General features: G+C 64.5%; 27 protein-coding genes. 14 read left to right on the top strand and 13 right to left on the bottom strand.

Translation table 11 applies throughout. The features are described 5' to 3' along the window. The first annotated feature begins 44 nt into the window (after positions 1-44). The 6 genes from ftsE (at position 45) to LVD11_RS12745 (ending at position 5143) form a co-directional block, all read left to right on the top strand. Complete coding sequence (gene ftsE / locus LVD11_RS12770; RefSeq protein WP_237059637.1) at positions 45-731, top strand: cell division ATP-binding protein FtsE; 687 nt, start codon at positions 45-47, stop codon at positions 729-731. Further along, positions 712-1755 carry a permease-like cell division protein FtsX gene (gene ftsX, locus LVD11_RS12765; protein WP_237059635.1) on the top strand — a complete coding sequence of 348 codons (1044 nt, stop codon included), beginning with the start codon at positions 712-714 and terminating at the stop codon, positions 1753-1755. Before ftsE ends, ftsX begins: the two co-directional genes overlap by 20 nt. A 217-nt stretch (positions 1756-1972) precedes the next feature. Next, complete coding sequence (gene rpoH, locus LVD11_RS12760; RefSeq protein WP_237059630.1) at positions 1973-2827, top strand: RNA polymerase sigma factor RpoH; 855 nt, start codon at positions 1973-1975, stop codon at positions 2825-2827. A 127-nt stretch (positions 2828-2954) separates the two neighbouring features. Continuing rightward, on the top strand, positions 2955-3332 hold the full coding sequence (locus LVD11_RS12755; RefSeq protein WP_237059622.1) for a DUF423 domain-containing protein: 378 nt from the start codon (positions 2955-2957) through the stop codon (positions 3330-3332). A gap of 124 nt (positions 3333-3456) precedes the next feature. Further along, entirely contained in the window at positions 3457-4173 is a 717-nt protein-coding gene (gene trmB / locus LVD11_RS12750; RefSeq protein ID WP_237059620.1) for a tRNA (guanosine(46)-N7)-methyltransferase TrmB, read from the top strand. A gap of 97 nt (positions 4174-4270) precedes the next feature. Continuing rightward, positions 4271-5143, top strand: a complete 873-nt coding sequence (locus LVD11_RS12745; RefSeq protein WP_237059615.1) for an outer membrane beta-barrel protein — start codon at positions 4271-4273, stop codon at positions 5141-5143. Here the strand turns inward: LVD11_RS12745 and LVD11_RS12740 are convergent, their stop codons facing one another. Then, entirely contained in the window at positions 5144-7060 is a 1917-nt protein-coding gene (locus LVD11_RS12740) for an ATP-binding cassette domain-containing protein (protein ID WP_237059614.1), read from the bottom strand. A gap of 97 nt (positions 7061-7157) precedes the next feature. Between LVD11_RS12740 and LVD11_RS12735 the strand changes: the two genes are divergently transcribed. Continuing rightward, a complete protein-coding gene (locus LVD11_RS12735) occupies positions 7158-7646 on the top strand; it encodes a TIGR02444 family protein (protein ID WP_237059613.1) in 489 nt (162 codons plus the stop codon). Between the two features lie 2 nt (positions 7647-7648). Here the strand turns inward: LVD11_RS12735 and LVD11_RS12730 are convergent, their stop codons facing one another. Further along, on the bottom strand, positions 7649-8635 hold the full coding sequence (locus LVD11_RS12730) for a histidine kinase (protein ID WP_237059612.1): 987 nt from the start codon (positions 8633-8635) through the stop codon (positions 7649-7651). A gap of 483 nt (positions 8636-9118) precedes the next feature. Between LVD11_RS12730 and bamJ the strand changes: the two genes are divergently transcribed. Further along, the gene (gene bamJ / locus LVD11_RS12725; RefSeq protein WP_237059611.1) at positions 9119-9946 is read left to right on the top strand and encodes a BamJ family beta-barrel-assembly machinery protein; all 828 of its coding nucleotides are present in this window, start codon (positions 9119-9121) and stop codon (positions 9944-9946) included. A 153-nt stretch (positions 9947-10099) separates the two neighbouring features. Here bamJ and rsd read toward each other — a convergent pair whose 3' ends face one another. The 10 genes from rsd to rpmE all read right to left on the bottom strand — a co-directional run bounded on the left by rsd (position 10100) and on the right by rpmE (position 17685). Next, positions 10100-10567 (bottom strand): sigma D regulator, encoded by a 468-nt coding sequence (gene rsd, locus LVD11_RS12720; protein ID WP_237059610.1) that lies wholly within the window; start codon positions 10565-10567, stop codon positions 10100-10102. Positions 10568-10693: 126 nt separating this feature from the next. After that, positions 10694-11392 (bottom strand): LrgB family protein, encoded by a 699-nt coding sequence (locus LVD11_RS12715; protein ID WP_237059609.1) that lies wholly within the window; start codon positions 11390-11392, stop codon positions 10694-10696. Continuing rightward, the gene (locus LVD11_RS12710) at positions 11385-11849 is read right to left on the bottom strand and encodes a CidA/LrgA family protein (RefSeq protein ID WP_237059608.1); all 465 of its coding nucleotides are present in this window, start codon (positions 11847-11849) and stop codon (positions 11385-11387) included. Before LVD11_RS12710 ends, LVD11_RS12715 begins: the two co-directional genes overlap by 8 nt. After that, positions 11821-12312, bottom strand: coding sequence for a disulfide bond formation protein B (locus LVD11_RS12705; protein ID WP_237059606.1), 492 nt, complete (start codon positions 12310-12312; stop codon positions 11821-11823). The genes LVD11_RS12710 and LVD11_RS12705 overlap by 29 nt, the downstream gene beginning before the upstream one ends. After that, positions 12309-12911, bottom strand: a complete 603-nt coding sequence (locus tag LVD11_RS12700; RefSeq protein ID WP_237059604.1) for an acyl carrier protein phosphodiesterase — start codon at positions 12909-12911, stop codon at positions 12309-12311. Before LVD11_RS12700 ends, LVD11_RS12705 begins: the two co-directional genes overlap by 4 nt. Positions 12912-12988: 77 nt before the next feature. Beyond that, positions 12989-14569 carry a glutamate--cysteine ligase gene (gene gshA / locus LVD11_RS12695; RefSeq protein ID WP_237059602.1) on the bottom strand — a complete coding sequence of 527 codons (1581 nt, stop codon included), beginning with the start codon at positions 14567-14569 and terminating at the stop codon, positions 12989-12991. Positions 14570-14709: 140 nt separating this feature from the next. Next, positions 14710-15120 carry a hypothetical protein gene (locus LVD11_RS12690; protein WP_237059600.1) on the bottom strand — a complete coding sequence of 137 codons (411 nt, stop codon included), beginning with the start codon at positions 15118-15120 and terminating at the stop codon, positions 14710-14712. A 128-nt stretch (positions 15121-15248) separates the two neighbouring features. Then, a complete protein-coding gene (locus LVD11_RS12685; protein ID WP_237059598.1) occupies positions 15249-16511 on the bottom strand; it encodes a malic enzyme-like NAD(P)-binding protein in 1263 nt (420 codons plus the stop codon). A gap of 122 nt (positions 16512-16633) precedes the next feature. Further along, positions 16634-17449, bottom strand: coding sequence for a thermonuclease family protein (locus tag LVD11_RS12680; protein ID WP_237059596.1), 816 nt, complete (start codon positions 17447-17449; stop codon positions 16634-16636). A 23-nt stretch (positions 17450-17472) separates the two neighbouring features. Beyond that, positions 17473-17685, bottom strand: coding sequence for a 50S ribosomal protein L31 (gene rpmE, locus LVD11_RS12675; protein WP_237059594.1), 213 nt, complete (start codon positions 17683-17685; stop codon positions 17473-17475). A gap of 283 nt (positions 17686-17968) precedes the next feature. Here rpmE and LVD11_RS12670 point away from each other — a divergent pair, with 283 nt between their 5' ends. Together LVD11_RS12670 and LVD11_RS12665 are read left to right on the top strand one after the other, a co-directional pair. Then, on the top strand, positions 17969-20182 hold the full coding sequence (locus tag LVD11_RS12670; protein ID WP_237059592.1) for a primosomal protein N': 2214 nt from the start codon (positions 17969-17971) through the stop codon (positions 20180-20182). A gap of 91 nt (positions 20183-20273) precedes the next feature. After that, a complete protein-coding gene (locus LVD11_RS12665) occupies positions 20274-20885 on the top strand; it encodes an SPOR domain-containing protein (RefSeq protein ID WP_237059586.1) in 612 nt (203 codons plus the stop codon). Positions 20886-20900: 15 nt separating this feature from the next. On the opposite strand, the gene LVD11_RS12660 is transcribed toward LVD11_RS12665, so the two are convergent. Continuing rightward, a complete protein-coding gene (locus tag LVD11_RS12660) occupies positions 20901-21140 on the bottom strand; it encodes a DUF2798 domain-containing protein (protein WP_237059582.1) in 240 nt (79 codons plus the stop codon). A gap of 357 nt (positions 21141-21497) precedes the next feature. Here LVD11_RS12660 and hslV point away from each other — a divergent pair, with 357 nt between their 5' ends. The 4 genes from hslV to LVD11_RS12640 all read left to right on the top strand — a co-directional run bounded on the left by hslV (position 21498) and on the right by LVD11_RS12640 (position 25628). Beyond that, positions 21498-22037: an ATP-dependent protease subunit HslV gene (gene hslV, locus LVD11_RS12655; protein ID WP_237059580.1), complete on the top strand. Its 540-nt coding sequence runs from the start codon at positions 21498-21500 to the stop codon at positions 22035-22037. A 111-nt stretch (positions 22038-22148) separates the two neighbouring features. Continuing rightward, entirely contained in the window at positions 22149-23474 is a 1326-nt protein-coding gene (hslU, locus tag LVD11_RS12650) for an ATP-dependent protease ATPase subunit HslU (RefSeq protein WP_237059578.1), read from the top strand. A 1-nt stretch (position 23475) separates the two neighbouring features. Next, entirely contained in the window at positions 23476-23850 is a 375-nt protein-coding gene (locus LVD11_RS12645; protein ID WP_237059576.1) for a gamma-butyrobetaine hydroxylase family protein, read from the top strand. Between the two features lie 218 nt (positions 23851-24068). Beyond that, positions 24069-25628 carry an alkaline phosphatase gene (locus tag LVD11_RS12640; RefSeq protein ID WP_237059574.1) on the top strand — a complete coding sequence of 520 codons (1560 nt, stop codon included), beginning with the start codon at positions 24069-24071 and terminating at the stop codon, positions 25626-25628. Positions 25629-26006 lie beyond the last annotated feature (378 nt).

The following is a 26006-nucleotide window of genomic DNA, read 5'->3' as shown; positions in this document are numbered from 1 at the left end:
AACCAATAACAAGAATTACCACTGCCCCACGGCCATTTTCGCCCATGATCACCTTTGACAACGTCAACAAGCGCTACGAGTCCGGGCAGGACGCGTTGGTGCGAGTCAGCCTGGAGCTGGATCGCGGCGAACTGGTATTCCTCACCGGGCACTCCGGGGCTGGCAAGAGCACCCTGCTCAAGCTCCTCACCGCTATCGAGCGTCCCACGCGTGGCAGCATCCTGGTGGCGGGACAGAACCTCAATCGCCTGCGCAACAGCCAGGTGCCCTATTACCGCCGCAATGTGGGTATCGTATTCCAGAACCACCAGCTGCTGTTCGACCGCAGCGTGTTCGACAATGTGGCCCTGCCCCTGGCGGTTGCTGGTTGCAACCGTCGTGAGGTGGGCCGGCGTGTGCGGGCGGCACTGGACAAGGTTGGCCTGTTACACAAGGAGCGCCAGAACCCGATTGTGCTTTCCGGCGGTGAGCAACAGCGGGTGGGGATCGCCAGGGCAGTGGTCAACAAGCCGGCGATCCTGGTTGCGGACGAACCTACCGGTAACCTGGACCCGCAATTGTCCGCGGAAATCATGCAGTTGTTTGCGGACTTCAATGCGGTGGGGGTTACCGTGATGATCGCCAGCCACGACCTGGAGCTGATTGCCCGCCAGAAACGCCGGGTGCTTACCCTGCAGGCGGGCCAGCTTATCTACGATGGGATTCCGAGCCGTGAAGCAGCCTACCCGTAACCCCGGCGCCGCGGTGCGCAACCAGGGCCGTACCCCTGCCCGCCAGCCGGCCGGGGCGGACAGCCGCGTGCGCGCCGCCGGTGCGGTCACCGCGCGTACCCGCACGGGTGACCGCCTGCGCGGCTGGACCGGCCACCACCGGGAAATGGCGGCTGAGGCCCTGCGGCGATTCTTTGCCGCCCCCATGGCCAGCGGAATGACCGCGCTGGTGATCGCCATCGCCCTGGCCCTGCCCGCCGCCCTGCAGCTGGGGCTGGTGAACTTCCAGCGCGCGGTGGCCGGCTGGGATGGCCAGCCACAGATTTCCGTATTCCTCAGCAAGGACGCGCGCGAGTCCGCGGTCACTTCCTATGTGGACGACCTGGGTGAAGATCCGCGCGTGGCCGCGGTGACGTATATCTCGCCCGAGCAGGCGCTGGAGGAGTTCCAGCAGTCGTCGGGCCTGGGCGACGCGCTGGCCGGGCTGGGCAGTAACCCGCTGCCGGCGGTGCTGCTGGTGCGCCCGGCGGATGGCGTGACCGGGGAACTCGAGTCCCTGGCCGCCGCGCTGCGGGAGAGCGCCCTGACCGACGCGGTGGTACTGGATATGGCCTGGGTGGAGCGGCTGGCGCGCCTGACCGAGCTGGGCCAGCGCCTGTCGCTGGGCCTGGGCGTCCTGCTGGCACTGGGGGTGATCCTGGTGGTGGTGAACACCATCCGCCTGCATATCGAGAGCCGTCGGGAGGAGATCCTGGTGGTGAAGCTGGTAGGTGGCACTGACGCCTTTGTGCGCCGGCCTTTTCTCTACAGCGGTCTCTGCTACGGACTCTTTGGTGGATTGCTGGCGTGGATGCTGGTGACCCTGGGAGTGGCACTGTTGTCGGGCCCGGTGGCCGGGCTGGCCTCCTCCTACGGCAGCGGCTATCGCCTGGAGGCCCCGGGGCTGAGCTACCTGCTGGCGCTGACCTGCGGCGCCGCCCTGCTGGGACTGACGGGCGCCTGGCTGGCAGTGGCGCGGCATATCCGGGCCATAGAGCCTACGTGACCAGCAGGGCGCGGTTGTTTCCAAAAGCGCCGCTACGGGCGGGAACCATCCCTGTGGATAACCCCTCTAAGCCACGGATTTCAACGGTTCCGGCGCTGTCCGGCGGACTTCCTTATCTGCCCGGCCTAGTGCTAAACTGGTCGAGTTCACCGGGTGACCCCGGCTATCGTTTGGTCGCAAGTTCAACCGGCACAAGATTTTGACAGGAGAGATCTGCATGGGAACAAGCCTGCAGCCAGTGCAAACGCTGTCCCCGGGAGCCAACCTCGGCGCCTATATCCAGTCGGTCAGCAGCTTCGAGGTGCTGTCCGCGGAGGAGGAGAAGCGGCTGGCAGAGGACCTCTACTATCGTGAGGACCTGAATGCTGCACGGCAGCTGGTTATGTCGCACCTGCGTTTTGTGGTGCACATCGCCAAGTCCTACTCCGGCTACGGCCTGAACCAGGGGGACCTGATTCAGGAAGGTAACGTCGGCCTGATGAAAGCGGTGAAACGCTTCAACCCCGAGAAGGGAGTGCGCCTCGTGTCTTTTGCGGTGCACTGGATCAAGGCCGAGATTCACGAGTTTATCCTGCGCAACTGGCGCATCGTGAAAATCGCCACCACCAAGGCGCAGCGCAAGCTGTTCTTCAACCTGCGCGGACAGAAGAAAAAGCTCGCCTGGCTTACCAGTGACGAGGCCAAGGCGGTGGCGAAGGACCTGAACGTGGACGTCGCACACGTACAGGAAATGGAAGGTCGCCTCTCCGCCCACGACGCCGCATTTGATGCGGGCGTGGACGACGATGACGACAATGCCTGGCAGGCGCCGGCGCACTACCTGGAAGACCGCAGCTTTGACCCGGCGGCCCAGCTGGAGCGCGACAACTGGGAGGAAACCAACCTCAGTAGCCTGGCAGTGGCCATGGAGCAGCTGGATGACCGCAGCCGCGACATCATCCGGGCGCGCTGGCTGAGCGAGGAAAAGGCGACCCTGCACGAGCTGGCCGACAAGTATGGCGTCTCTGCCGAGCGTATCCGCCAGCTGGAAAAGAACGCCATGAAAAAGGTACGCGTGGCAATGGAAGCCTGATCGCGCAACCGGGCCCGAGAGAAAACCGCGCAACCGCGCGGTTTTTTTTTGTCACCGGGATCGCGGCAGCGGCCGCTGCTGTAATAACGCAAAAAGAGACGGGCCTCCGGGCCCGTACGGAAACACCATGACCAAGCCTTTCCTGATGATTGCCGCCTTCTTCGGCGGCACCGGCGTGATGTTAGGTGCTTTCGGCGCCCATGGCCTGCGCGGCCGGGTCGCGGAGAAGTTACTGGAAGCGTTCAAGACCGGAGTCCATTACCAGCTGGTTCACGCCCTGGCCCTGTTGCTGGTGGCACTGATGATCCAGCACTGGGGTCCGCGCACGGCACTGGTGAGCTGCGGTGTCCTGTTCGCCGTGGGCGTGCTGCTGTTCAGCGGCAGTCTCTACGGGCTGGCGCTGGGTGGCCCTCGCTGGCTGGGACCGGTTACCCCGCTGGGGGGCACAGCGATGATCGGCGGCTGGGTGGCCCTGTTTGTGGCGGCGCTGCACCTGCCGCGCTGACTCCTTTATTGTTTTCCCGCAGGAGCACTCCCTGGCTGCGATGATGCGGGACTATACCCCGGTTCGCGGCCAGGGGCCGCTCCTACACTAAGCTAATACGTATTTGCATCCGAGGTCGCGAAGCATGCAAGAAGAGTCTGCGGAAGAGTTTCCCTACCGCACCGAGTACAAGAAAAAATCCATCCGCAGTTATGTCATCCGTGCCGGACGCATGACCGAGGGGCAGCGCCGTGCGTTTGATACCTACTGGGGGCACTACGGCCTGTCGCTGTTCGACGGCTCCCTGGATGTCGTGCAGGTTTTTGGCCGTGAAGCACCACTGGTGCTGGAGATCGGTTTTGGCATGGGCGACTCGCTGCTGGCGATGGCCGAGGCCGAGCCGGACAAGGACTTTATCGGGATTGAGGTGCACCCGCCCGGTGTGGGCCGCCTGATCAACAACGCGGGCAAGGCCGGGGTGGAGAACCTGCGGGTCTATATGGCCGACGCGGTGGATGTACTCAACGATTGCATCCCGGACCACTCGCTGGACCGCTTCCAGCTTTACTTCCCGGATCCCTGGCACAAGAAGAAACACCACAAGCGCCGTATCGTGCAGCCTGAATTTGTGCGCCTGCTCTGTAGCAAGCTGAAGACCGGTGGCCTGATGCACCTGGCCACCGACTGGGAGAACTATGCCGAGCATATGCTCGAGGTCCTGGAGGCGGAGCCGGCACTGGAGAACACTGCGGGTGCAGGAGCGTACGCCCCGCGTCCGCATTTCCGCCCGGAGACCAAGTTCGAGCAGCGAGGCCAGCGGCTCGGCCATGGCGTCTGGGACCTGCTCTACCGCCGCACCTGAGGCCGGCCGCTGCGTACAGGGCCAACGGGCCGCCGGCGGGTCTGCTATCTTCAGTAGTCTGACGACCCGCCGGTAAAAGGACACCCCGGAGCCCACAATGACTGATAAGAGTCTTCGGCCCGCGCGCACTGTCGCCGTTGTGCTGCTGCTTTTCACCCTGCCCTGGACCGCCGTCCGTGCCGACGAGGAGGGCACCTTCAACCTCTATCTCAAGGGCACCCGCCAGTGGTTTGACAGCGAGCGGCTGGACGGCACGCCATTCGAGGAGTTCGAGCTGGATGACAGCACCGGTGGCGGCGTCGGGTTCGGTTTCAATATCACCGATCGCTGGGCCCTTGAGGGCGTCGTCGACGGTTTCTCCGCCGATATCAGCGGCCTGAATGAAAAGGTCGACGTGTATAACTACCACATGGACCTGTTCTGGCAGTTCGCCGGCCAGTTCTGCGACGATCCCTGCTGGCAGCCCTACCTGGCCATTGGTGTCGGCGAGATCCGGATTGAGTACGACCAGCTGATCGAGCCCCTGCCGGTTATCCCGGCGGACTACGAGGGGCCGATCCTGTTCGATCGCGGCAAGGAAGAACACGACCGGCAGACCATGGCCAATTTTGGCCTCGGGGTGAAATACTGGCTGGGACCGCGCTGGCAGGCGCGGGCTGATGCGCGGGCCTTTTACGGGGTCGAGCGCGGTGGCATGGACGCGGCGCTGAGCTTCACCATCGGATACCAGTGGATGGAGTTCCCGCCGGTGGTGCGCGATACCGACGGCGACGGCTTTATCGACGACGTGGATATGTGCCCGCAGACGCCTCCCGGCGTCGCAGTGGACAATACCGGCTGCCCGGTGGATTCGGATTCGGACGGGGTCCCGGACTACCTGGACCAGTGCCCGGGTACACCCTATGCGACGGCCGTGGACGAAAGCGGCTGCCCGAAAACACCGCCGCCGGAGGCCTACCCGGTGAAGTGATCAGCCCCGCGCCGCCTCGAGCTGCTCACTGATTTCCAGCCACTCCATTTCCAGGGCCTCGAGCTTCTCGCGCTCTTCCGCCTGGGCGCGGTTGAGTCGCGCGATTTCCTCCTGCTGGCCGCCGGTGTACAGGCTCTCGTCCGCGAGCTGTGCATCCAGCCCGGCCAGCCGCTCCTCGATGCCGGCCATTTCCCGTTCCACGCGCTTGAGCCGGTTGGTCAGGGGTTTCAGCTGTTCGCGCAGTGCCGCCGCGGCACGGCGCTGGGACTTCTTGTCTTCCCGGCTTTCCGCTGGCTGCTCGTCCTGGCGGGCGGCGGCCTTTTCCCCTGCGCGCTCATTGCGGCGGAATTCCAGCAGCCACTGGCGGTAATCCTCCAGGTCGCCGTCAAACGGCCGCGCCCTGCCATCCGCAACCAGCAGGAACTCGTCGGCGGTATTGGCGAGCAGGTAGCGGTCATGGGAAACCAGCACCACCGCACCGGGAAATTCCGCCAGTGCCAGGGCCAGCGCGTGGCGCATTTCCAGGTCCAGGTGGTTGGTGGGTTCGTCCAGCAGCAACAGGTTGGGCTTCTGCCAGGCCAGGATCGCCAGCGCCAGGCGCGCCTTCTCGCCGCCGGAAAAGCCGCCCACCTGCTCGAACACCCGGTCGCCGGTAAAGCCGTAACCGCCGAGGAAATCCCGCAGTGACTGCTCGCTGGCCTCCGGCGACAGGCGCTGCAGGTGGAGCATGGGTGAGGCGGCACTATCCAGCGCCTCGAGCTGGTGCTGGGCAAAGTAGCCGATCGCCAGGTGCTCGCCGCACAGCCGCTCGCCAGAGAGCGGCGCCAGCTCGCCGGCCAGGGTCTTGATCAGGGTGGACTTGCCGGCGCCGTTCGGGCCCAGCAGGCCGATACGCCGTCCCGGCTGGATGCCCAGCTGTACCTTGTGCACCACTGCCTTGTCACCGTAACCCAGGTCCGCCTCGCGCAGGTCGATCAGCGGGTTGGATACCTTGTCCGCCGCCGGCAGCGAAAAGCGGAACGGTGAATCCACGTGCGCCGGAGCGATCTGTGCCATGCGGTCCAGCGCCTTGAGGCGGCTCTGGGCCTGGCGGGCCTTGGTGGCCTTGGCGCGAAAGCGGCGTACGAAGTCCTCCATATGGGCGCGCTGGGCCTGCTGCTTCTCAAATTGCGCCTGCTGCTGTGCCAGGCGTTCGGCACGGGTGCGTTCGAAAGCGCTGTAATTCCCGCTGTACTGCACCAGCTGGCGGTGCTCGAAACTGACCACGCTGTCCACCACCGTGTCGAGGAAATCCCGGTCGTGGGAAATAATCAGCAGGGTACCGGGGAATTTCTGCAGCCACTGTTCGAGCCACAGGGTGGCATCCAGGTCCAGGTGGTTGGTGGGCTCGTCCAGCAGCATCAGGTCGGCGGGGCACATCAGTGCCCGTGCCAGGTTCAGGCGGATCCGCCAGCCACCGGAGAAACTTCTTACCGGCCGCTGCTGCTGGGCGTGGGCGAAACCCAGGCCGTCGAGCAGCTGCGCAGCACGGGCCGGCCCACTGTAGCCGTCGATCGCCGCCATCCGCTCGTGAAGCTCGCCCAGGCGCCGGCCGTCCGGCCCGTCCCCGGCCTCCAGGGCCTCCAGTTCCCGCTGCAGGTGGCGCAGTTCACCATCGCCATCCAGAACATAGTCCAGTGCGGTCTGGTCCCCTGCCGCTACCTCCTGGGCCATATGTGCGATACGCCAGCCGGCCGGCAGCTCGACGGTGCCGCTATCGCTATCGACTTCCCGCAGCAGCAGCTTGAACAGGGTGGATTTGCCACAGCCGTTGGCTCCGATAATCCCCACCTTGTGGCCGGGAAAGATACGGCAGTCGGCATTGTGCAGCAGTTCGCGCCCGCCCTGTTGCAGCGAGACGCCTTGCAGATTGATCAAGAAAAACCTCTTCCGGAGTTACCCCGGGACGCCATGGTGCTAGTCTAACGACATGAGAGCCACGCGACGCACCCGATAAGAAAGGCGGGATTCTAACGTGACGAAACCCTCCCCTCCATCCTCTTCCGCCCTGGACAATCCCCTGTGGGAGTTCAGCCTCGATTTCTATCGCCATGAAGAAGTGCAGGCATTCCTGCTCACCTGCCAGGACGAGCGGGATGCGGACGTGTGCCTGATGCTCTGGGCCAGCTATGTGGCCGCCTCAGGGCGCCAGCTGAGCGAGGAGAGCTGGCGGGTGGCCGACCGTGGCCTGGCGCCGCGCCGGCGCATGATTGCGAGTGTGCGTAACCTGCGCCGCTGGCTCGGCCGTATGCGCCCGCGCACGCAGTCGCTCTATGAGCGTTGCAAGGGATATGAACTGAAGCTGGAGCAGCGCCAGCTGGCAGCGCTGTGGAAGCTGCAGCAGGAGGCCTGGCCGGAGGATCGCTGCGCGTTGACACTGGCGGGTCAGCAATATGGCCTGCCGCAAAAAGAACAGGCCCGCTGGGCGGGCCTGATCGACAGCTATTGTAGCAGCGGTACCTGAACTTACTGGTCGTCAGAGCGCTCGCTGGAAAACAGGCTGTTGAACGGCGTCACCGGGGTAATACTCGGTGTCGGCTCGGCCGGTTTGCTCGCCGCAGCGGGCGTGCTGCTCTCTGCCGGGGTCGGCTCGGCGGGCTTGGGTGCTGCAGGCCGCGCGGTTTCTGCCGGTGCCGGTTTCACAGCGCTCGCTGCCGGTGTTGTCGGGACTGCCGGCTCGCTGGATTCAGCCTTCTTGGCCTCGGCCTTCTTTACCGGTGCCTTCTTTACCGGAGCCTTCCTTACGGCGGGTTTCTTTGCGGCGGATTTACCGCTCGCGGCAGAGGACTTCGTCGCCGCCTTCTTGGCCGGTGCTTTTTTGGCGCTGGCCTTGCTGGCGGTTTTCGCCGGGGTGGCCTTCTGGGTCGCCGCCTTCTTGGTAGCCGCCTTCTTGGTAGCAGCTTTCTTGGTAGTGGCTTTCTTGGTAGTGGCTTTCTTCGCCGTCGCCTGCTTGGCGGCAGGCTTCTTGGCAGTGGCTTTTTTGGCCGTGGCCTTGCCGGTGGAGGCCTTGCGCGCTTTCTTGGCCTTGGCGGCCTCTTTCTTTTTCTTCTCTTTGGCGACTTCCTTTTCCGCCTTGGCGGCAACCTTGCTCACCTGCTGCGCCAGCTTCAGCTCTGCCTTGGCTGCAGTTTCAGCCTGCTTGGCGTCAGCGGCGGCATCCTGCGCAGCAGCGAGTGCAGTGGTGAGTTTGTCCACGTTCGCCTTGGCCGTGTCCACGCGCTTCTGGGTGGCGGCGGTCTTGCGCTTGCGCATAGCGGCGCGGGCATCTGCCAGCTTGGACTTGGCCTTGGCCAGTTTGTCCTTGGCGGACGCGAGTGCCTTAGTCGATTTCTGCACCGCCTTGCCGGCGTCGGTTACCTGCTTGGTCCGTGCCTTGTCGAGTTTGGTTGTGAGCTTGGCGATTTGCGCTTCCAGCTCTGCGACTGGATCGACAGCTTTCTTTTTGGCAGCCATGAGTCAATATCCTGAGGTTTATTATCGATTCAATGCATCCGGACAGTTGGGTTGCCCGGCACTTATGCGGCCGGTGCCGCATTCACAGTTACTTGCACTGGCGCGTTGCCCGGGGAGCAAAACCTTTTCAGCAATCCAAAGCAACCGCAGGTGCCACGATAATAGCGCTGTTTTTTTCAAAATTGTATGCCGCAACCGCGGAAAAGCGCCCGATTATGCCGGGAAAATTCTCCCAGCGGATGGAACTGCCTGATTGTGGCAGTGTTCGAACATGTGAACGGCATCGGTGTGCACCGGTAGTCACGTTGCGTTAGACTTGCTGGGCATCGGCTGACACGCCGTCATGCGGGGGCTGTGACCGGTATCGCTCCATTTGCAGCGGAGTTGTCACGGCTACTGGGCCGCATCCCGGAGCCGGCCGGCCAGGCCGGTACCGAGGGAACCTCACGAATAAATACATCCAGAGACTTAAGAGACAACCCTATGAAGAAATATCCACTGGCTGCGGCGGTTGCCCTGGGCGTCATGCTGACGGGCTGTAACAAGGAAGATTCCGGCCAGGCCAAAGAGATCAAACTGGAATCCCAGGAGCAGAAAGTCAGTTACATCATTGCCGAGGATATGGCCCGCCGGCTCGACTCGCAGAATGTAAAACTGGATCCGCAGGTTGTTGTAATGGCCCTCGAGGATGTGGCCGCCGGCCGCGATTCCCGCCTGAGCGACGACGAGAAGCAGCAGGTGATTGCTGTATTCCAGGAGGACATGCAGGCCAAGCAGCAGGAGATGCTGGCCAAGCAGGAGCAGGAGTTCAAGGCCAAGGCAGAATCCAACATGGCCGAGGGCAAGGCTTTCCTGGAAGAGAATGCGCAGAAAGAGGGCGTTGTCACTACCGATTCCGGCCTGCAATACAAGGTGGTCCGCGAGGGCAGCGGCGATACCCCGTCTGCTGACAGCACCGTTGAGGTGGATTACCGCGGTACCCTGATCGACGGAACCGAGTTCGACAGCTCCTACGCTCGTGGTGAGCCGGTACAGTTTCCGGTCGGTGGGGTGATCAAGGGCTGGACCGAGGCTCTGCAGCTGATGAAAGAAGGGGCCAAGTGGGAGCTGTACATCCCCTCTGACCTGGCCTATGGCCCCGGTGGTGCGGGTGGCCTGATCGGTCCCAATGCCACCCTGATTTTTGAGGTTGAGCTGCACAAGGCAAATGTGGCTGACGGCGAGGCGCAGCCCGCGCAGCCAGAGGCTGACGAGGCGGAAGCGGCCGACGAGGCCGGCGCTGAAGAAGCTCCGCAGGAAGGGCAGGAGTAAGCCACTCCCTGTGCCCGGGCCGGGAGGCCCGGTGTGACAAAACGATGGCAATAAAAAAGGGCCGCTTCACAGCGGCCCTTTTTTTATTCCCGAGACCCTGCACCACAAAGCGCTCCGGCCGGGCAGTGCCCGGCGCCGCCGGCACGGGATACTTCAGGCCAGCTGGTTCTTGTGCGCCGTATGCAGCACCGCGATCATCTGGTCCTCGGAACTGAAGCGGGATTCCAGTGCCTCGCCGAGCTGCGAGAGGTCTGTGGGCAGGCTGCTGAGATCGTCCGTTTCCAGGTACTTGTCATTGAAGTCCACGGCCACGTCAGTGGTGGCGTCGATCTTACGGTAGAGATCACGGGACTTTTCCAGCCCGGCATCGTCATTGAAAGCCTTGCCTTCCAGTATCAGCTGTTCATACACCTCGAAGTGCCCCGCGGACACATAGTCCATCAGCAGCTGGCACAGCTCCTGCACTGCTTCCTCTGTCTGGGCATCGCCGTCCCGCACTTCCCGGTTTTCGCTCAGGCCACAGAAACGGACCAGTAGTGCCTGGCGAGCGTGCAACCAGCGATCAATCATGTCGCTGACCCCGCCCCAACGTTCGCGTGCCGACTTACAGTTTTCCAGCATTTCAGGCTTCCTTTTATAACGCTTTACCGCCCTGCTTTTACGCTCCGCGGACCTCTATGCAAGATAGGAGATTCGGCTATCGCGGGCAAGGCGTGGGCGGCAATCAGCGCCAGAACGACGGTGGTGTCACGCCCCCACCAGCAGAGGCAGTAAAACCGCGGTCAGGGCCCCGCACAGGCCCATGGCGAGGGCGGCAAAGGCCCCGCACAGGGCGCTGATTTCCAGCGCCCGGGCAGTGCCGATGGCATGGGCATTGATACCCAGCACAAAGCCGACAATACGGGGATCGCCGGCGCCCAGTCGCCGCATCAGTGGCGGCCCCAGGACCGCGCCCACTACGCCGCTGAACACCACGATCCCCACCGTCAGGCTTTCCGCTGCCCCGACCCGCCCGGCAATGGCGAGGGCGATGGGCGTGGTCACTGCCTTGCCGGAAAGCGCAGCCAGTACCGGGCCCGAGGCACCCATCAACAGGGCCAGGCCGACGCCGGCGAGTGGCGCCAGCACGGCACCCACGCACAGGGTCACTGTCAGCGGCACGGCGGCACGGCGGATAATCGCCAGGTTCTGCTTGAGCGGCACCGCCAGCGCCACTACCGCCGGGCCGAGCAGCGCGTACAGGGCAGCGCTGGCGTGCTGGTAATCGCCGTAGTCGATACCGAGAGCATGGAGAATCCCGGCCACCAGCAGGCTGGCGCCGACGATCGGGTGTAGCAGCGTTGTCCCGCTGCGCCGGTACAGCCACAAGCCGCCCAGGAAACCGGCGACATTCAGCGGCAGCACAAACAGGGGGTGAACGAGCAGGGTGGCGAGGGAATCAGGCATGGTGATCTTCCCCGCTGCCCGGGGGAGCGTAGCGCCGCAACAGTTTTTTCAGCAACAGCGCACACAGGGCGATGCTGGCCAGGGTACCGAATACCGTGGCTGCGAACAGTCCCAGCCAGTCCAGCGGGGACAGGTCATCGAGGAAAAACAGGCCGGTGGCCGCGGGCAGGAACAGCAGTGCCAGCAGGCGCAGCAGCGCCCCGCTGACCTCTGCCAGGCCCCGCGGCACACTGCCGTACACCAGCAGTCCCAGCAGCAGCGACAGCATGCCGAGGACCGCGCCGGGCACCGGCAGGGCCAGCGCAGCCTGCAGCCAGTTACCCGCCAGGTTGGCCGCCAGTAACAGGGCGGCCCCGGCCAGCCAGCCGCCGGCCCGGCGTGCTGTGAGTGATTGCTGCCTGTTGCCGGCGGCCATTGCGAACGGGCTGTTACTGGCGGCGGAACGCCTGCCAGGCACCGAAAATGACCAGGCCCACAAATCCCACTGCGGCCCAGGCGGGAATGCTCAGGCCGAGCATGGTCCACTGCACTTCGGCGCAGTTGCCGTCACCGGTCAGCAGCACCTTGACCACGTCGAGAAAGGGAAAGGCATCGATCATATAGGTGATGCCGGGACCGCAGGCCGGTACCTGGTCCGACGGCAGGCTCTGCAACCAGAGCTGGCGGGCGGAAAAGTACAGGCCGCCCAGGGCCCAGAGGGAGACCAGCAAGCCGTAGATACGGCGACCGATGAATTGCGGGTTATGGAGGAAGGCGAGCAGGGATACCAGTCCCACGCCCAGCAACATGACGCGTTGGGTGATACACAGCGGGCAGGGCTCCAGCCCGCGCACATATTCCAGGTAAAAAGCGGCGCCGAGCAGGAAAATGACGGCGAGAAAAACCAGCAAAAACGTAATACGCGGGTTGGGAAGGCTCATTTGTTATCGAATCCTGAAAAATCTTCTCGAAACCGCTGGGCATCGAGCAGCAAGTCACTGAACAACCGATTGAAGTCGCGCTCCAGGGCCCCCTCCGCCGCGATCAACGCGGGCAGCGCCGCCTGTAATGCCACCGGCCGCCGCAGGCGCTGGCCGACGCGCTCCAGGGTGCGGGCAATGACATCGCGGTCCGGGTAGCTTTGCAGCAGTCTAAGTTCCTCTGCACGCTGCATAAAGCGCTGGGCGCCGGGCGGAATATACCGCCTGCGGGCGTGGAAGTCTCGCCAGCATTGGTCACAGAAATCGTCGAGGGAATGTTGGTGCCAGTCTTCCCACTGGCGACTGAGCAGGTGGTCGAACCAGATATCCAGCACGATACCACCATAGCGGCGCCACTCCGGGCCCAGCCGTTGCAGGGCGGCCACGTAGGCCGGGTGGGTATCGGAAAGTGCATCGATGCGGCGGTGCAGGCGAATGCCTGCCTCGATGTCAGCAGGTAGCTCACCCCGCAGGGGACCCTTGACGAAATCCCCCAGCAATCCGCCCAGGCGCCAGTCCGGGTCGGGGCCGGACAGTAGCAGGTGGGCGAGATAGTTCATGGCAGATTCCGGCTTGGCGTCGGGTCAGTGGCTGCCCGGGTGCGGCAGTGCGTGCTCGGGGCGTGCCGGCGACAGGCCTAGCGCTGGCAAAAGGTGTACTGGGCATAGTACTGACCGAGGAAATCCTCGAAAGTGCCGGTATCGGCGGCTTCCACTTCCTGCTGGCGCTGCAGAGATTCCCGGGCCTGGCGGGCAAACTCCTCGCGCTGGGTATCTTCCAGCGGGCGCTCGCGGAAATAGCGGCGGTGCTGTTCCGACTTGTCCTGGGCCCACTCGAAGAAGCTCTGGCCGCGTTCGTGCATTTCCGCCAGCATCCGCGCGGCGGGAGTGGGGGTTTCGCCGCGTACTTTCTGTTGCTGTTCGTCCAGCGCACGGGCAAAGTCATCGCCATCCCACGCACGGTCGAGCAGTTCTGCCAGCGGCAGCATCTCGTCCAGCAGCTCCGCCGCCCAGTCCACCAGTGGGCGCTCGTCGCCATTGTGGATCAGTTTCAATTCCGGGTCGCGGCCACGATAGACGATACGGTCCTGGTTTTCCTGTGTGGCCCGGTAATCGGCATCGTCGGTCTTGGGGCTGTCTTCCAGCAGGCAATGCAGCAGGAAACAGTCCAGGAAGCGCATCTGCTGCGCGCCCATGCCCAGCGGCTCGAACGGGTTCAGGTCCAGGCAGCGCACCTCGATATACTCCACCCCGCGGTTGTCCAGTGCCGACAGCGCGGTTTCCCCCATGCGGGCGGGGTTCTTGGGGCGGATGGATGAGTAGAACTCGTTTTCAATCTGCAGCAGCCCGGTGGACAACTGCTGGTAGTTGCCGCTGGCATCCTTTACGCCCAGCTCGTGATACGGCGGGTAGGGCTTGCTGATGGCCGCGCAGAGCGTGGACAGGTAGCTGGGCAGGTCGTTGTAGCAGACGATCAGCGACTGCTGCGCTTCACTGTTGTAGCCCAGGTCGCCCATGCGCAGGGAGGTGGCGTGGGGGGCATACAGGCTTTTCGGGTTGCCGTCGAAGGGAACCAGCGCGTGGTCGCGGCCCTCGACGAACGAAGCGCATACTGCCGGCGCGGCGCCGAACAGGTAGATCAGCAGCCAGCAGTGCCGGCGGAAATTGCGGATCAGGTCGAAGTAGCGGCGGGTCTTGAAGTCGCCAAGGTCCTCGCTGCTGCCCTCGCGTTCGTGCAGCCACTGCCAGAATGACTCCGGCAGGGAAAAGTTGTAATGGACACCGGCGATGGTTTGCATGGCACGCCCGTAGCGCAGGCCCAGCCCCAGCCGGTAGATGGTTTTCATGCTACCGCTGTGGGAGCTGCCGTAGAGCGCCACCGGGATATCCTCATCCTCTCCCAGCACACAGGGCATACTGCTGACCCACAGCCGCTCGTCACCGATTTCGCCGTAGGTGTAGCGATGGATCTGGTCCAGGGTTTCCAGCACCTCTTCCGGGGTGGCAACTGGTGGCGTGATGAACTCCAGCAGCGCTTCGGAAAAATCCGTGGTGATCAGGTCGTGGGTCAGGGCCGAGCCAAGTGCGGCCGGATGTGGGGTGAGTGCCAGGGTGCCGTCGGGATTCACCCGCAGGCTCTCTTTCTCGACACCGCGGCGAATGCCCTTCAGCAGTTGCAGCGTCTGCGGCTGGGCCAGTGCGGCCAGGTAATTGGGCACTCGAATCTCCTTACTGAGGCTGGCTATGCCTCTGGACTGCCGTTGGAAAACCGCCGACCGGTGCAGCGGCCGCCAGCGCTTCAGGCGATATGGGGCCCGGCGCCGGAATTCTCAAGGATTGGGTTTTTGCCGCCTGTGAATCAGAGGGCCGATCCGGACTTCACCGCGTCCTCACCGGGCTGTTCCGGCTCGATTTCCGGTGGCTCCTCCGGGGTGATTTCCGGCGGCTCACCGGGTTCTATCTCCGGGGTCGGCTCGGGGATGATTTCCGGGTTCTGTTCCGGCGGCGTCTCTGGCGGCGTGCCGGGCTCGATCTCCGGCTCACCCAGCGCTTCGGCGGGCACCTGGGGCTGTCCCTTGGTGTTCAGATTGCACTGCAGCAGCTCGATGCGCAGGCTGACATCGCGGGTGTTGGCCTCGAACATCTGGTTGATGGCGACGTCCTTGTGCTCGCTGCGGAACAGCTTGCCGGCGTCGCGACCGTCGATCCACTCGTTACTCTTGCTCAGGAATCGCTGGTGCTGGTTGGTCAGCACGTAGACATGGCTCATGCGGAAGGACATCTTTGCTTATGCACAGACGGGCAGTGTAGCGATGGAGGGAGCCGGGTCAAGAACCGGGCGGCCCCCATGCCGGGCGGCTGTCGCAGGAGAGCAGCCCTGCCCGGCGGGGCGGTGGCCTAAATTGCCTCGAGCGGATAGTGATCCGGGTACGGCAGTCGGGCCGCGCCGCTGTCCACCGCCGCCCGTGCCACTGCTGCCGCCACTTCCGGCAGCAGCCGGGGATCGGTGGGCTTGGGCAGGATATAGTCGGGGCCCAGGCCCAGCTCGATGCCACCGTAGCCTTCGCGCACGGCGTCGGGCACCGGCAGGTGGGCGATCTTGCGGATGGCCTCGATGGCCGCCAGCTTCATGTCCTCGTTGATCCGCACGGCGCGGACGTCCAGGGCGCCGCGGAAGATGAACGGGAAGCAGAGTACATTGTTGACCTGGTTCGGGTAGTCGGAGCGGCCGGTGGCCATGATCAGGTCGTCGCGCACGCTGTGGGCCAGCTCCGGGGCGATTTCCGGGCTGGGGTTGGAACAGGCGAACACCACCGGCTGCGGGGCCATGCGCCTGAGCTGCTCGGCGGACAGCAGGTCCGGTCCGGACACGCCCAGGAATACGTCGGCGCCCTCGATGGCGTCGTCCAGGGTGCGCATCTCGGTATCCCGCGCCCATTCGCCCTTGTAGGCGTTGATGTCGGTGCGGCCGGAGTGGATAACCCCGCGGCTGTCGAGCATGGTGATCTGCTCTTTCTTGGCCCCGGCGGCCAGCAGCAGCTTGCAGCAGGCGGTGGCGGCAGCGCCGGCACCCAGGCACACCATGCGCACGTCCTCGATTTTCTTGCCCTGGATCTCCAGGGCGTTGAGCATCCCCGCCACGGTCACGATGGCGGTGCCGTGCTGGTCGTCATGGAACACGGGAACTGGGCAGCGCTCGATCAACGCTTCCTCGATATGGAAGCACTCCGGCGCCTTGATGTCTTCCAAGTTGATGCCGCCAAAGGTGTTGGCGATGGCGCTGACCGTTTCGATAAAGCGCTCCGGGCTCTTGGCTTCCACCTCGATATCCACCGAGTTGATATCGGCAAAGCGCTTGAACAGCAGGGACTTTCCTTCCATGACCGGTTTCGAGGCCAGCGGCCCCAGGTTGCCCAATCCCAGGATGGCGCTGCCATTGGAGATGACCGCCACCAGGTTGCCCTTGCCGGTGTACTGGTAGGCGGCGTCCGGGTCGCGGGCGATCTCGCGCACCGGCTCGGCGACGCCGGGGCTGTAGGCCAGGGACAGGTCTTCCTGGGTCTGTGCCGGTGTAGTGAGTTCTACCGACAGCTTGCCCGGGGTCGGCAACGCGTGGTAATCGAGCGCTGCCTGGCGCAATGCTTCCTTCGCATCCTTCATTGTGGGTAATTCTCTCGAGTCAGTGGTCGCTAACCCGCTAAGTGGCGACCGGTTTACCGCGGGGGCGCAGAGAATAACCGAGTCGGGTCAGGGGCCACAAGGCCGGCGAGCGGAGGTGGACGCTAATTCCTACTAATTCTGATGGTAAATTCGGAGTCCACAGCAATAAGCCAGCGTTTATTTTGCGGAAATCGGGATAAATATTTCGTGCCCCGGTCCACCAGCCAGCCTTTTACTTCTATTTCGCGACCTTGCCAATCGCGCCGCACGGTTTGTCCATAATCGCGGTCGGCGTCCAGCCGCAGCGCCACCGGCCCGTCCAGCTCCAGCCAGAGGTAGCGGTTGCGGTCCACCTCCTCCACCCGTCCCCGCAACAGCACGAAACCGCCGTCACCGGGCTGTATGTCCGCGGCCTGCACCACCGGCCAGGTGCCCGGGGCCCAGATGCCGCGGCCGGCGAGGCGTGCCCTTTCCTCGCGAGTGGCGAGGCATTCCGCCAGGGCCAGGTTGGGCGCGATGGCGATATGGAACGCGAGCCCGGAGGACAGCAGTGCGGATTCGAGGCTCTCGCCGCGGTGGTTGTAGACGTGGGCCAGCACCCGGCCGTAGCGGTCACGCCGATCGCGGTCGTAGACCAGTTCTACATCACCGCCATCGAGGAAGCGCTCGGTAAAATCCGTCGCCTCCAGGGCGAGGGGCTCACCGGGCTTGCCGTTGCGGGGCATCTCCGGCGCGTTGACACCGATCAGGCGCACGCTGCGGCCATCCTCCAGCAACAGGGTATCGCCATCGTGTGCCCGTTCGAGGGTCACCAGCTCATCGGCGGGTCCCACCACGCAATCCGCCCAGGCCGGCGGCAGCACCAGCGCGAGGACACAAAAAAAGGCACCGCGGATAATCCGGGGTGCCCTTTTTCTGCAGTATTCGCCGTTGTTCATGGCAGCGGCGCTGCGGGACGCGCTTACTTGGCGATGCGGCTGCCGAAACGCTTCTTGAAGCGGTCTACGCGGCCACCGGTGGTCGCTTCGCGCTGCTTGCCGGTGTAGAACGGGTGGCACTGGGAGCACACGTCCAGCTGGATGTCCTTGGCCAGGGTAGAGCGGGTCTTGATGCTGTTGCCGCAGGAACAGGTGGCGGTCACATCGGTGTAGTTCGGATGGATATCTGCTTTCATGATGGCCTCTGCTCGAGTCCGCCACCCGGTCTGTTGCCGAGCACGGAGTCGTCGTTGGTGTAGGAACTGCGGGAGTTCCGGGCTGCTTAAAAAGTCGGCGCATACTAATCAGATTAGCCGGCCGGTTCAAGCAAAATCGCCTCGCAGGCCCCGCCACTGGCGACTGTGCTATCGAAAGCCGCAGGTGACCGGCGGGACAGGCTGCGACAGGGGCAGGCAGGCGGTAGTCCAGGTGCGCTATCATGCCGCGCTTGCACAGGCAGTAACGTGAGCGGGGGGCAATTTGGCGACAAACGGCGGACAAGCGGTCATCCTGCGGCTGGCAGTCCCGGTCCCCCTGCGGCGCCTTTTCGACTACCTGCCGCCGGCGGATACGGATCCGGCACAACTGGTGCCCGGCCAGCGTATCTGGGTGCCCTTCGGTGGCCGCAAGCTGGTGGCGGTGCTGGTGGACATCGTGGCTGAGTCGCCGCTGTCGGAGCTCAAGCCGGCACTGGAGCTGATCGATAAGCGTCCCCTGTTCGACGACCGCAGCCGCGCCTTCCTGCGCTGGGCGGCTGACTATTATCAGGCGCCGGCGGGTGAGCTGTATGCCGCTGCCCTGCCCGTGGCCCTGCGCAAGGGCAGGCCGGCGGATCACTGGGCCGAACAGTGGCTGCAGCTCACCACCGAGGGCAAGGGCCTGCCGCACTCCGCCCTGGCCCGGGCGCCCAAGCAGCAGGCCCTGCGGCAACTGTTGCTGGAGCACGGCCGCCACAGCCGCACCCGGCTGAAAGAACTGGGGCACCCGACCACCGCCACACGCGCGCTGGTGGACCGGGGGCTGGCGGAGTGGCAATCCGGACCCACGGTACCGCCCCCGATCCCTGCCGCTGAACCCGCCGTGCCGCCGCAACTCAACGAGGAACAGCAGCAGGTGCTGGCTGCGGTGCCCGGAGAAGGCTTCTCCGCGTCGCTGCTCGAGGGTACCACCGGCAGTGGCAAGACCGAGGTCTACCTGCGCCTGATGCAGCGCGCCCTCGACCGCGGGCAGCAGGCCCTGCTGCTGGTACCGGAAATCGGCCTCACCCCGCAGACCCTGCGCCGCATCGCGGCGCGCTTTCCCGAACACACTATCGCCGCGCTGCATTCCGGCTTGGCCGATGGTGAGCGGGCGCGGGCCTGGCTGGCGGCCGCCTCGGGGCAGGCGGATATCGTGATCGGCACCCGCTCCGCCATCCTCACCCCCCTGCCGCGCCCCGGTGTGGTGCTGGTGGATGAGGAGCACGACGCCTCCTTCAAGCAGCAGGACGGGGTGCGCTATTCCGCCCGCGACCTGGCCGTGGTGCTGGCTCGCAACGCCGGCGTGCCGGTGCTGCTGGGCTCGGCCACGCCCTCGCTGGAAAGCCTGCACAATGCCCTCAGCGGCCGCTACCAGCACCTGCGCCTGCGCCGCCGCGCCGGTGATGCGAAGCCGCCGCAAATCCATGTGGTGCCGACCCTGGGCCAGCAGCTGGAGGAGGGCTTCGCGCCGCAGGTGCTGCGCCATATCGGCGATACTCTGGCCCGTGGTGAGCAGGCGCTGGTCTTCATCAACCGCCGCGGCTTTGCCCCCGCCCTCACCTGCGACGACTGCGGCTGGCTGGCGGACTGCCCGCACTGTTCCAGCAAGCTGACCCTGCACCGGCGCCAGCGCCAGCTGCGCTGCCATCACTGCGACTACCGGCGGCCGCTGGTGGACAGCTGTCCGCAGTGCCACAGCCGTTCGCTCAGCGCCCTGGGCGGCGGCACCGAGCGGAGCGAGGAACTGCTGGCGGGCCGCTTCGCCGATTTTCCGGTGATTCGCGTCGACCGCGACACTACCGCCAGCAAGCAGGCGCTCGACCGCCTGCTGGCGCCGGCCCGGGCCGGCGAACCCTGCCTGCTGCTGGGCACCCAGATGCTGGCCAAGGGTCACCACCTGCCGCGGGTCACCCTGGTGGTGATCCAGGATGCCGACGGCGGCCTGTTCAGTGCCGACTTCCGCGCGCCGGAACGCACCGGCCAACTGCTGGAGCAGGTGGCGGGCCGCGCCGGTCGCGGCGAGCTGGCCGGACGGGTGCTGGTGCAGAGCCGCTTCCCCGAGCACCCGCTGCTGCAGCTGTTGCTGGAAAAGGGCTATGGTGCCTTCGCCCGCCAGCTGTTGCGCGAGCGCACCGCGGCGCAGCTGCCGCCGTTGCGCGCCATGGCGCTGGTGCGGGCGGAGTGCGAGGAGCCGCGCTGGGCCGAGGCGTTCCTGGAGGAGGCGCGTGGCCACCTGGAGGCGATGGCCCCGTCATCGCCGCAGATCCAGTACCTGGGGCCGGTACCTGCACTGCTGGAGCGAAAATCCGGACGCTACCGCTTTTACCTGCAGGTGACCGCGGAACAGCGCGGGCAGCTGCAGCCCCTGCTGGCGCGGCTGTGCCAGTGGGCCGAGGGCAACCGGAACCGTCGCCTGCGCTGGGCGGTCGATATGGACGCGCAGGAATTGTCCTGACCAAATACTGCCGGCGCCATGTGCCCCGGCGAAGCATTAAGCGTTACAATTTGCTGTACGTCACACCGATAAGAAAAGGAATTGCACCGAGATGAGCCGCCGCAATGCCAGCCGCCGCAACAGCCCCGCCAGCAAGCCCGCCTGGGTCTGGTTCGTTCTGGGCAACTTTGTCGGCGGATTCGCGGTGTTCATCATTTTCCTTAATAGCCTCGACAAGGGTGGTGCCGGCGCTGCCCCCGGGCGCCAGGATGCGCCGGTCTCGGAGCAGGCCGCGGATGAGGGGCGCTCGCCCAAGTTCGATTTTTACACCCTGCTGAAGGAAAACGAGGTGGCGGTCCCGCCGCCGAAGACCAAGAAGCTGATCCGTCCCGAACGGGCCCCGAAAGCCGATGATGACAGGGAGGAACCTCCCCGCGAGATCGCCGTGCGGGACGAGCGGCAGGCGGCGGACCCGGAGCTGGTGTATATCCTCCAGGCCGCGTCTTTCCGTGATGCCAGCGAAGCCGACAAACTCCGCGCACAGCTGGTGCTGTCCAACCTGGATGTGAAGGTGGAGAAGGCCACCGACAGCCGCGGCACCTGGCACCGGGTACTGATCGGCCCCTACCAGAGCCAGTCGCGGGTCGCCAAGGCCCGGGAGATCCTCGTCTCAGAGCACGAGCTGATGCCGCTGGTACTCAAGCGCCCCGGCAACGCCGGCTGAGGACGGCAAAGCGCGCTACAGTTCCGCCCGCCTGACCAGCTTGCGGGTCAGCCAATGGGCCAGCGGGGCGATCAGCGACACCAGCGGGAAGGCCACCGCCCAGGCGACCAGGAAGGCGCGCAGCCAGCGCAGCGGGAACCCCGCGTCCATCCCGGTATTGATAAAAGTGATGATCCCCGACATCAGCAGCGACATCATGCAACTCATGAACAGCGCGAACACCGGGGTATAAAGGCGTGGGGGCAGGTTTGGCACAGTGGGAACCTCTGGATAACTCCATGGCCAATCTGGCTGGCAGACCGGTTTAGAATCAAGGCGCGGCCCGCGCAGGCGAGACCTTCCATCTATCAGGCCATAACGCGGCGTATGGAACGCTCTGAAAGCCCCTCCGGACGGGGATGGAGTCACTCAGAGGGCCCCTGGCTCCCGTTACAGCGTGGCCGCATTTTAACGGTCCCGTATTGAAAAAGCCCACCGCCGACCACACTTACCATTGAGCAATGAATATCCACGCAGGAGTGGCCGCGGGCCGCGATCAGGTTTGGTAAGACCCGGCAATCGCGGCCAGCGGCCGCTCCTGCGATCAGATCCCCAGATTCAAGAGGTACTCCCTTGGAACAGTATCGCGGAACCACCATCCTCTCCGTTCGTCGCAATGGCAAGGTTGTTATCGGCGGCGACGGCCAGGTGTCCATGGGCAACACCGTCATGAAAGGCAATGCGCGCAAGGTGCGCCGTCTGTACAAGGACAAGGTGATCGCTGGCTTTGCCGGTGGCACCGCCGACGCCTTCACGCTGTTCGAACGCTTCGAGGCCAAGCTGGAGGCCCACGGGGGCCAGCTGACCCGCGCCGCGGTGGAGCTGGCCAAGGACTGGCGCACCGATCGCGCCCTGCGCCGGCTCGAGGCCCTGCTGGCGGTGGCCGACGAGACCGCCAGCCTGATCGTGACCGGCAACGGCGATGTCATCCAGCCGGAAGACGACCTGATCGCCATCGGTTCCGGCGGTCCGTTTGCCCAGTCCGCTGCCCGCGCACTGCTGGACAACACCGACATGGATGCCCGCAGCATTGTCGAGCAGGGCCTGAAAATTGCCGGTGATATCTGTGTCTACACCAACCAGAACCACACCATCGAAGAACTGAACTACTGAGTGCTGCGCCACTCTCCCTGAGTGGCGCTGAGACGCCTGCTGTGGCGGATGTCCGCACCAGGCGCCCGCCAGGCAGCTGGCGGCCCCAATACAGAATTTGCAGGAATCCCAATGTCCCAGTCCCAGATGACCCCCAGAGAGATTGTCCACGAACTCGACCGCCATATCGTCGGCCAGAAAGAGGCCAAGCGCGCCGTGGCCATCGCGCTGCGCAATCGCTGGCGCCGTATGCAGGTGGCCGAGGAGTTGCGCCCGGAAATCACGCCGAAGAATATCCTCATGATCGGCCCCACCGGTGTCGGCAAGACGGAGATCGCCCGCCGCCTGGCCAAGCTTGCCGGCGCGCCCTTTATCAAGGTGGAGGCCACCAAGTTCACCGAGGTGGGTTACGTGGGGCGTGACGTAGAATCCATTGTCCGCGACCTGGTGGAAATGGCGGTGAAGCTCGAGCGCGAGAAGGCCATGGAGGCAGTACAGCAGCGCGCCATGGATGCCGCCGAGGATCGCGTCCTCGACGCCCTGTTGCCCCCGGCGCGCAGCACCGATCCTGCCGAGCGGGGTGATAACAGCACCCGGCAGATGTTCCGCAAGAAACTGCGTGAGGGCCAGCTGGACGAGAAAGAGATCGAGGTGGAAATCTCGGCCGCGCCCATGGGGGTGGAGATCATGGCGCCCCCGGGCATGGAGGAAATGACCAACCAGCTGCAGGGCATGTTCTCCAATATGTCCCAGGGCAAGACCAAGAAGCGCAAGCTGACGGTCAAGCAGGCCATGAAGCAGCTGACGGATGAAGAGGCGGCCAAGCTGATCAACGACGAGGACATCAAGAACCGCGCCATCGAGGCGGCGGAACAGAACGGGATCGTCTTCCTCGATGAGATCGACAAGGTGGCCAAGCGCCAGGAGAGCGGTGGTGCGGATGTCTCCCGCGAGGGGGTGCAGCGCGACCTGCTGCCGCTGATCGAGGGCAGCACCATCACCACCAAGCACGGCATGATCCGCACCGATCATATCCTGTTTATCGCCTCGGGCGCCTTCCACCTGTCGAAGCCGTCCGACCTGATCCCGGAACTGCAGGGCCGCCTGCCGATCCGGGTGGAACTGGACTCGCTGACCTCTGCCGATTTCCAGCGCATCCTCACCGAGCCGTCCGCCTCGCTCACCGAGCAGCAAAAGGCACTGCTGGCCACCGAGGGCCTGGACCTCGAATTTACCGAGGACGGTATCCAGCGTATCGCCGAGGTGGCCTTCCAGGTCAACGAGACCACCGAGAATATCGGTGCGCGGCGACTGCATACGGTACTGGAGCGCCTGCTGGAGGAAATTTCCTTCGACGCCGGGGACGCCGGCAAGACGGTGACCATCGATGCGGCTTACGTCGACAGCCAGCTGGGTGAGTTGAGCCAGGACGAAGACCTGTCGCGGTTTATCCTCTGATATGAAGCCCTCCCGCATCCGCCTGAACCGTGCGGAAAAGAGCCTGCAGCTGGTGTACCCCGACCGGGAGTACACCCTGCCGGCGGAGTACCTGCGGGTCTACTCGCCCAGTGCCGAAGTGCGCGGCCACGGCCCCGGCGAGGGCGTGCTGGTGCATGGCAAGGTCCATGTGGCGATCGACAAGGTGCAGGCCGCCGGTCGCTATGCCCTGCAGCTGGTTTTTGATGATGGCCACGACAGCGGTATTTACACCTGGGACTACCTGCGGGAATTGTGTGAAAGGCACGACGAGCTCTGGCGCGATTACCTCGAGCGCCTCCAGGCCGCGGGCAAGGGCCGCGACCCGGACGAAAGCGTGGTGAAGTTCATTCCCTGACCCTCCCCGCCCTGCAATTCTGTGCACAGCACTGCCGGAGGCACCGCAGTTGGTGGTTGCGGGCTGAACCGCGGGGGCGTTTCACCAAACTGTCACGCGCATGCCGGCGGGAGTGTGGCACAATTTACCACCTGGCTCCTGCCTGCGTCGCGCCGTTCCGGCAGTGCCGTCCGCGCGCGGCCGATACCCTGAATAACCAGAAAAGAGCAGTCCGCCCCATGCGATACCCGATTGCCCCGCTGGCGCTGGCCGGCACCCTGATTTTCTCACTCTCTACCCCCGCCCTCGCCGGTGCGCCCACCATGCCCGAGGCGCAGCGCGACAGCAGCTGGTTTACCGACGGCCAGGAAAACCTGGAAAAATCGGCCGCGCAGCCGATCAATAACAAACCCGGGGCAGCGAAAAACATCATCCTGTTTGTGGGTGACGGCATGGGTATTTCCACCGTCACCGCCGCGCGCATCCTGGCCGGCCAGCAGCAGGGCCTGGATGGCGAGGAATACCGGCTCAGTTTCGAGGAGATGCCCTTCTCCGGCCTGATCAAGACCTACAACACCAACCAGCAGACCCCGGACTCCGCCGGCACCATGAGCGCCATCATGACCGGCGTGAAAACCCGGGCCGGCATGTTCGGTGTCAGCGGCGATGTGCCGCGGGGCGACTGTGCCGCCAGCCGCGGCCGCGAGCTGGTTACCGCACTGGAGCTGGCCGAGGGGCTCGGCAAGCGCACCGGTGTGGTGAGCACCGCGCGCATCACCCACGCCACCCCGGCGGCCACCTATGCCAAGGCCGCCGAGCGCGGCTGGGAATACCGCGCCCCGGACGGCTGCCGCGATATCGCCGCGCAGCTGGTGGAATTCGCCTACGGTGACGGGATCGATGTGGTCCTTGGTGGTGGACGCCGCGCGTTCCTGCCGAAGGGGGTTACCGACCGGGAAGGCGAGCCGGGCCGGCGCGAGGACGGCCGCAACCTGGTGCAGGAGTGGCAGCAGCGCTATCCGGGCAAGGGTGCCGCCTATGTGGAGGACCGCAACGGATTTGTCGATGTGGACCCCGGCGCCACCGACAAACTGCTGGGCCTGTTTGAATCCTCGCATATGCGTTACGAGGCGAACCGCTCTGAAGACCGGGCGGGCGAGCCCTCCCTGTCCGAGATGACCGGGAAGGCGCTGGCAATGCTGGATAAAGGCAAGGACGGCTACTTCCTGATGGTGGAGGGCGGCCGCATCGATCACGGCCACCACGCCGGCAGTGCCTACAATGCGCTCACCGATGCGGTGGAGTTCGCCCGGGCGGTGCGGCTGGCCATGGAGAGCACCGACCCCGAGGATACCCTGATCATTGTCACCGCCGACCACAGCCACGTGTTCACCATGGCCGGCTACCCCACCCGGGGCAATCCCATCCTGGGCAAGGTGGTCGGTAACGACAGCCGCGGTGAGCCGGAGTCGGAACCGAAGCTGGCCGACGATGGCAAGCCGTACACCACCCTGGGTTATGCCAACGGACGCGGCTTTGCCGCCCTGGGCGGCGAGACCGATGCGGATGTCCGCTACGACCTGCCCACCAAAAACGGCCGCCACGACCTGTCCGAGGTCAATACCGCTGCGCCCGGTTTCCACCAGGAGGCTCTGGTGCCCACCGAGGCGGAAACCCATGGTGGCGAGGATGTGGGCATCTGGGCTCGCGGTCCCGGCGCACACCTGCTAAGTGGTACCCGCGAGCAGAGTTATATTTTCCATGTGATGGCCAGGTCGGGTGGTTTGCTGGCTGATTAATTCGGCAAGTCACGCCATGCGGAAGCCCCGGTAGCACTCTGGTTGCCGGGACTCTGTTATTTTTTTTCGAGTGCTGCCCTTGAATTTAAAACCCGATGAACACTAGAAACCGGGTATATGAATTTAGGTATAGCCCCTGCTGCCCACTGATTATCTAAAGATTAAGCTAGTTGTTTAATAACCGACTGCTTGAGCTTTTTCCCAAATTTTTCCTGCATGCCCTGATCATCCCGGAAAAAGCTTCTCCCGGATTAATTTATCTGGGGTTGGCGCTTATTTTCATTGTCCTGCCAGGCTTGTATAGATAATGTTTCCCGGGATGAAAAGTGTCATATCGCTAACTTGTCGCTGTCAGGACTGTGACTGCTTTTGCCAATG

The sequence above is a fragment of the Microbulbifer sediminum genome, from assembly GCF_021729035.1.
GTDB classification, from domain to species: Bacteria; Pseudomonadota; Gammaproteobacteria; order Pseudomonadales; family Cellvibrionaceae; genus Microbulbifer; species Microbulbifer sediminum.
This window is presented reverse-complemented; position numbering and strand designations above follow the sequence as displayed.

Excerpts from the sequence above, each read along its gene's own strand:
- LVD11_RS12665 (WP_237059586.1), top strand. The coding sequence starts at position 20,274 with ATGAGCCGCCGCAATGCCAGCCGCCGCAACAGCCCCGCCAGCAAGCCC.
- LVD11_RS12705 (WP_237059606.1), bottom strand. The coding sequence starts at position 12,312 with ATGAGCCTTCCCAACCCGCGTATTACGTTTTTGCTGGTTTTTCTCGCC.
- LVD11_RS12700 (WP_237059604.1), bottom strand. The coding sequence starts at position 12,911 with ATGAACTATCTCGCCCACCTGCTACTGTCCGGCCCCGACCCGGACTGG.
- LVD11_RS12645 (WP_237059576.1), top strand. The coding sequence starts at position 23,476 with ATGAAGCCCTCCCGCATCCGCCTGAACCGTGCGGAAAAGAGCCTGCAG.
- LVD11_RS12640 (WP_237059574.1), top strand. The coding sequence starts at position 24,069 with ATGCGATACCCGATTGCCCCGCTGGCGCTGGCCGGCACCCTGATTTTC.
- LVD11_RS12685 (WP_237059598.1), bottom strand. The coding sequence starts at position 16,511 with ATGAAGGATGCGAAGGAAGCATTGCGCCAGGCAGCGCTCGATTACCAC.
- rpmE (WP_237059594.1), bottom strand. The coding sequence starts at position 17,685 with ATGAAAGCAGATATCCATCCGAACTACACCGATGTGACCGCCACCTGT.
- rpoH (WP_237059630.1), top strand. The coding sequence starts at position 1,973 with ATGGGAACAAGCCTGCAGCCAGTGCAAACGCTGTCCCCGGGAGCCAAC.
- bamJ (WP_237059611.1), top strand. The coding sequence starts at position 9,119 with ATGAAGAAATATCCACTGGCTGCGGCGGTTGCCCTGGGCGTCATGCTG.
- LVD11_RS12730 (WP_237059612.1), bottom strand. The coding sequence starts at position 8,635 with ATGGCTGCCAAAAAGAAAGCTGTCGATCCAGTCGCAGAGCTGGAAGCG.
- hslU (WP_237059578.1), top strand. The coding sequence starts at position 22,149 with ATGTCCCAGTCCCAGATGACCCCCAGAGAGATTGTCCACGAACTCGAC.
- LVD11_RS12680 (WP_237059596.1), bottom strand. The coding sequence starts at position 17,449 with ATGAACAACGGCGAATACTGCAGAAAAAGGGCACCCCGGATTATCCGC.
- LVD11_RS12755 (WP_237059622.1), top strand. The coding sequence starts at position 2,955 with ATGACCAAGCCTTTCCTGATGATTGCCGCCTTCTTCGGCGGCACCGGC.
- rsd (WP_237059610.1), bottom strand. The coding sequence starts at position 10,567 with ATGCTGGAAAACTGTAAGTCGGCACGCGAACGTTGGGGCGGGGTCAGC.
- trmB (WP_237059620.1), top strand. The coding sequence starts at position 3,457 with ATGCAAGAAGAGTCTGCGGAAGAGTTTCCCTACCGCACCGAGTACAAG.
- LVD11_RS12745 (WP_237059615.1), top strand. The coding sequence starts at position 4,271 with ATGACTGATAAGAGTCTTCGGCCCGCGCGCACTGTCGCCGTTGTGCTG.
- LVD11_RS12715 (WP_237059609.1), bottom strand. The coding sequence starts at position 11,392 with ATGCCTGATTCCCTCGCCACCCTGCTCGTTCACCCCCTGTTTGTGCTG.
- ftsE (WP_237059637.1), top strand. The coding sequence starts at position 45 with ATGATCACCTTTGACAACGTCAACAAGCGCTACGAGTCCGGGCAGGAC.
- LVD11_RS12690 (WP_237059600.1), bottom strand. The coding sequence starts at position 15,120 with ATGAGCCATGTCTACGTGCTGACCAACCAGCACCAGCGATTCCTGAGC.